The sequence below is a fragment of the Pseudoduganella buxea genome, from assembly GCF_009720835.1.
Taxonomy (GTDB): Bacteria; Pseudomonadota; Gammaproteobacteria; order Burkholderiales; family Burkholderiaceae_D; genus Rugamonas; species Rugamonas buxea.
Genome location: NZ_WNKZ01000164.1, coordinates 1 through 5469, shown reverse-complemented (window position 1 = coordinate 5469; position 5469 = coordinate 1). Strand labels below are relative to the sequence as shown.

Annotated in this window: 2 protein-coding genes and 1 rRNA gene; all 3 read left to right on the top strand. The window is 62.3% G+C overall.

All coding sequences use genetic code 11. The annotated features are described in order from the left end of the window. Positions 1 to 108 (top strand): 5S ribosomal RNA (gene rrf, locus GM672_RS26900); the annotation flags it as partial. A 296-nt stretch (positions 109 to 404) separates the two neighbouring features. Continuing rightward, positions 405 to 2744 carry a penicillin acylase family protein gene (locus tag GM672_RS26895; protein WP_155473580.1) on the top strand — a complete coding sequence of 780 codons (2340 nt, stop codon included), beginning with the start codon at positions 405 to 407 and terminating at the stop codon, positions 2742 to 2744. A gap of 148 nt (positions 2745 to 2892) precedes the next feature. Continuing rightward, entirely contained in the window at positions 2893 to 5235 is a 2343-nt protein-coding gene (locus GM672_RS26890) for a penicillin acylase family protein (protein WP_170300271.1), read from the top strand. Positions 5236 to 5469 lie beyond the last annotated feature (234 nt).

The following is a 5469-nucleotide window of genomic DNA, read 5'->3' as shown; positions in this document are numbered from 1 at the left end:
TGACCATAGCAAGTCGGTCCCACCCCTTCCCATCCCGAACAGGACCGTGAAACGACTTTGCGCCGATGATAGTGCTGCAACCAGTGTGAAAGTAGGTTATCGTCAGGCTGTTATATAGAAAAACCCCCGTCCAGTGATCTGGTCGGGGGTTTTTTGCATTCAAGGCTGCTCCATCGCCAGCCAGGCACTGCCCGGCTTTGAATCTTCCGCGCCCGCTGCTGGCGCATTTTCGCCTTGTACCGCCCATCCAAGGAAAGCAAATTCGGCCGGTCCGCAGCGGCCAGTCTCCCAATTTCCCCATCCATCTGCCAGAAAATTCTTTTTAGATAACACGGCACAAAGCTGCAAGTCATTGGTATCCTCGTCGTTCAGATATCGTTTTTATAACTAAAACGGAGGCTAGGATGAGGAAACATGCGGTGGGATTGCTGGTGGCGGCGGCTTGTGCAGCGCAGGCCGGGGCGGCAGCCATCCAGGCGGAGGTGGCGCGAACCACACACGGCGTCGTGCACGTCAAGGCCAACGATTATCGCAGCCTGGGCTACGGTGCGGCGTATGCCTATGCCGAAGACAATGTCTGCATGCTGGCTGACACGCTCTTGACCGTTCGCGGCGAGCGCTCGCGCTATTTCGGTGGCGATGCCCAGGCAACCCAGCCGCGTAACGGCGAATATGGCGCCGCGATGGACCTGTTCTACACGCTGCGCAATGAAGACAGCGACTTCTTCTTCAAAGGCTATCTGGACCTGGCCCAGCTGCGTGCCGGCTACGCATCGGGTTCCGTCGAAGTGCGCGATTTGCTCTCCGGTTATGCGGACGGCTATAACCGCTACCTGGCCGATAATCGCGCCCGCCTGCCCCAGGCTTGCCACGGCGCCGTGTGGGTGAAACCTATCAGCGTCGACGATGTTTACCTCCTCATCGCCGAAAAAGCCATTCACGCCACCGGCGAAGCATTTGCCGAGGCGATTGTCGCGGCATCGCGCGACCTCTCCGCGCCGCCGCCCGTGCGCCCCACGCGCATGCCGGCCGCCGTCAAGCCGCTGCCGCGTGGCATCGCACCCGGTGTCGGCAGCAATGCCATTGCGATCGGCCGCGATGCCAGCGCGAACGGCAAAGGCATCTTGCTGGGGAATCCTCATTACCCCTGGACCAGTACCGATCGCTTTTACCAGCTGCACCTGACGGTGCCCGGCAAATACGATGCGATGGGCGTCAGCCTGGGCGGCCTGCCGATGGTGTCGATCGGTTTCAACAAGGACCTGGCGTGGACCCACACCGTCACCGAGGCGCTGCATTTCACGACTTACCTGTTGACGCTCGATTCCGCCGACCCGTCCGGCACCACGTATTTATATGACGGCGCGCCCGTCAAGATGAGCGAGCGAAAGGTCACCGTCGATGTGCTGCAAGCGGACGGTACGGTGGTGACGAAACATCGGGCCTTCTATTCCAGCAAACACGGTGTCGTCATCGTCATGCCCGCCGCGGGTATCGGCTGGACCGAAAACAGCGCATTCGTGCTGGCCGATGCGAACCGCCACAATACCCGGCTCGCCGAGCAGTGGCTGGCCATCGGCCAATCGGCCAATGTCGCGGCCCTGCAGCACAGCGCCAATGCCATTACCGGGCTGCCATGGGTAAATACCCTGGCGGCGGACAGCGAAGGCAACGCCCTGTATCTCGATGCCAGCGCCGTGCCGCATATGGCGCCAGAGCGTTTCGCGTCCGATTGCATGCTGGTGCCCACGCTGCTGGGATTCGACGGCTCCCGCAGTGCCTGCGAATGGGGCAGCGATCCCGATACTCCGCCCGGTGTATTTGGCGCGGCCCATACGCCGGCCTTGATCCGGCAGGATTATGTCGTCAATTCCAACGATAGTTATTGGCTGTCGAACGCCAGGCAACCGCTGACGGGGCCGGCGCCGTATGGCTATTCGCCTCTATATGGCGCGCCGGGCAGGGAGCAATCGCTGCGCACGCGCATCGGCCTGGTGCAACTCGAATCGGCGCTGGCCGATAACGCCTTCCTGCGGCCGAACGACCTGGAGAACCTGCTGTTTTCCAACCGCGTGCATGTGGCCGAGCTGGTCCTGCCTGGCTTGCTGTCGGCGTGCTACAAGGCATACGATCCGCGTCTGCTGACCGCTTGCGGCGTGCTCGCCAGCTGGGATAAGAAAGCCAATGTCGACAGTCGCGGCGCCGTGTTGTTCCGCGAGTTCTGGAATATCGCCGAAGCGATCCCGGATAAATGGGCCGTGCCCTTCGATCCGGCCGATCCGGTGCACACGCCGCGCGGCCTGGCCCCGGCCGCGGCCCCGGCGATGCTGCAGGCGCTGCGCACAGCAACACAAAAGCTGCAGTCGCTGGGCGTGCAGCTATATGGCCGCCTGGGCGATTATCAGACGGTGACGCGCAATGGCAAGCGCATTGCCATCCACGGCGGCATGGGCAATACCGACGGTACGTATAATACCATCGGCATGGCTGGCGGGCTTACGGCCACGGGTTATCGAGAGGTCGCCTGGGGCACCAGTTATATCCAGGTGGTCGGTTTCGACAATGCCGGGCCAGTAGCGAAGGGCCTGCTCGTGTATGGCCAGTCGGTCGATCCGCTGTCGCCATATTATGCCGATCAACTTCCCCTGTTCAGCAAGGAAACCCTGGTCACCCTGCCTTTCACGGATGCGCAGATCCGCGCCGACCGCAATTACCGCAGCAAGGTGCTGGTCCAGAAGCAGTAAGGACTGGTCCGGTCGCGCTCGCCACAAAGCGGCCGGAATGTTTCCGGCGAGCGGGCGCGGCTGAAATTGGGGCCGATCCCGTTTGAGGGCAGTCAATGTCGCATGCAGGGTGTGCGCGATGATGACTGTTGACTCATCGGGGGCGGCCATGAAAAAGTTACTGACGGCTACCATGTACGCGGTACTGCTTGCCGCGTGTGGTGACAGCAACCATCGCCCCGTCAGCCGCACGTTCAGCGCAGAAGTCACGCGTACCTCCCACGGGGTCGTGCACGTGCGCGCTGATGACTTCACCGGCATCGGTTTCGGCCTGGCCCATGCCTACGCCGAGGATAATATCTGCATGCTGGCCGACAGCCTGCTGACCGTGCGGGGCGAACGCTCGCTGTACTTCGGTGGCGAGGCGCCGCTGACGCCGTCACGCAACGGCGAATACAGTGTCGCCATCGATTACCTGAACATGCACAGGTTTGAAGTGCGCAATGAAGAAAGCGATTTTTTCTTCAAGGCTTACCTGGACCTGGACCAGTTGCGGGCCGGATATGCCGCCGCTAGCACCGAGGTGCGCGATCTGCTGGCAGGTTATGTCGCGGGCTATAACCAGTATCTGCGCGACCATCGCAATGCCTTGCCGAAGGCCTGCCGCGATGCCACGTGGGTCAAGCCGATGACCATCGACGATGTATATTTGCTCGTCGCGGAAAAGGTGATCCACGCATCGGGCGAGTTGTTTCCCCAGCTGATCGTGGCCGCGGCGCGTGACGATACTCCCCGTGCGCAGGTGGCTGCGGCAATGCCGCAAATCGGATGGCACAACGAAGGCCTGGGCAGCAATGCCATCGCCCTGGGTGGCGATGCCACCGTCAACGGCCGGGGCATGCTGCTGGCCAATCCACACTATCCCTGGTTCAGTACGGACCGCTTCTACCAAGCCCACCTGACCGTGCCCGGCGTGTACGACGCCATGGGCGTCACCTTGGGCGGCTTGCCGATCGTCGTTATCGGCTTCAACGAGAACGTGGCCTGGACCCATACGGTAACGAAATCCTGGCACTTCACCACTTTCAGGCTGCCGCGCGACAGGAGCGACCCGACAGGGCGCACTTACCTGGTCGACGGCGTTCCGGAGCGGATGACGGAGCGTGTCGTCGATGTGCAGCTGCGGCAGGCCGACGGCTCCGTGCGCACGCGGCGCAAGACGTTTTTCCAGACCCGGCTGGGCATCCTGATGGCCGCGCCCGGCATACCGATCGGCAGCGACGATGTGCTCGTCTTCGCGGACCCGAGTCGCAACAATACGCGCTCGATCGAACAATGGATCGCCATGGGCAAGGCCGACAGCGTGCCCAGGCTGCAGGCGGAACTGGGGCGGGTGCTGGGGCTGCCCTGGGTGAACACGATCGCGGCCGACCGTGACGGCAACGCACTGTTCATGGACAGCAGCGTCGTACCGCATATGAGCGCGGACAAGTTCATGTCGAACTGCCTGTTGTTTGCGCCGCTGCTGACCTTCGACGGCGCGCGCAGCGCCTGTCACTGGGGCCGGGATAGCGACGCGCCCGCCGGCATATTCGGCCCCGGCAATGCACCAAGGCTGATACGCCGCGACTATGTGGCCAATTCCAACGAAAGCTATTGGCTGAGCAACAGCAAGCAGCTGCTGCGCGGGCCGCCGCCACTGGGTTTCTCGCCCCTGTATGGGCCTGTGGATGCGGAGCAGCAACTGCGCACGCGGCTTGGCTTTGCCCAGCTGGACGACGCCCTGGCACAACGTGGCCGCCTCGACCTGAGCGACCTGCGCAAGCTGCTGTTCTCGAACCGCGTTCTGGCAGCCGAGTTGGTATTGCCCGAACTGCTGCCAGGTTGCGCCGCAGCGAGCGACACCGTCATGCGACGAGCCTGCGCCGCGCTGGCTGCGTGGGATCGCAAGGTGAACGTGGACAGCCGGGGGGCACTGCTGTTCCGGGAGTTCTGGCGCCAGGCAGCGGAGATACCCGCGCTATGGCGCATCCCCTTCGACCCGGCCGACCCGGTGCACACGCCGCGAGGTATCGCACCGGCAGCGCTCGCGCCGATGCTGGTCCAATTGCGTGCCGCCGCCAATCGGATGGATTCACTTGGGGTCGCGCTGGATGCACGGCTGGGCGATTATCAGTATCAACGCGTCGGCGGCGCCATCATTCCCGTCCACGGCGGAATCGGCGACAGCGATGGGGTATATAACGCCCTGCATATGCGTGGGCCATTGACGGCGCAGGGATATGACAACGTTGCCTGGGGCACCAGTTACATCCAGCTGGTCGCTTTCGATAACGCCGGCGTTGTCGCCCACGGCTTGCTGGCCTATGGTCAGTCGACCGATCCCGTATCGAGCCGCTACAATGATCAGCTCGGCCTGTATACCGCCAAGGAAGTGCCGCGGCTACCGTTCACGGAAGAAGAGATCCGTGCCGATCCGAACTATCAGCGCACGATGATTTGGGAGAAATAGCACTTGCCGAGCGCCCGGCGCTTTGCTATAGTTCTGTCCCTGCCGCAGCGTAGCGTGAAAAACGAAACGAAGCGGTGGTAGATGAAAGCGCCAGGCGCTGGAATCGAAGGGGTTGACGAGCTGCACGAAACACCGCATAATCTCATCTCTCTGCTGCTGACAAACACAACGATTTGTCGGGGTCGCAAGACCAGCAGCAAGCGCCTTAGGGCAGAATTCTTTAACAATCAACAG

Coding starts and splice junctions, on each gene's coding strand:
- GM672_RS26890 (WP_170300271.1), top strand. CDS start 2,893: ATGAAAAAGTTACTGACGGCTACCATGTACGCGGTACTGCTTGCCGCG.
- GM672_RS26895 (WP_155473580.1), top strand. CDS start 405: ATGAGGAAACATGCGGTGGGATTGCTGGTGGCGGCGGCTTGTGCAGCG.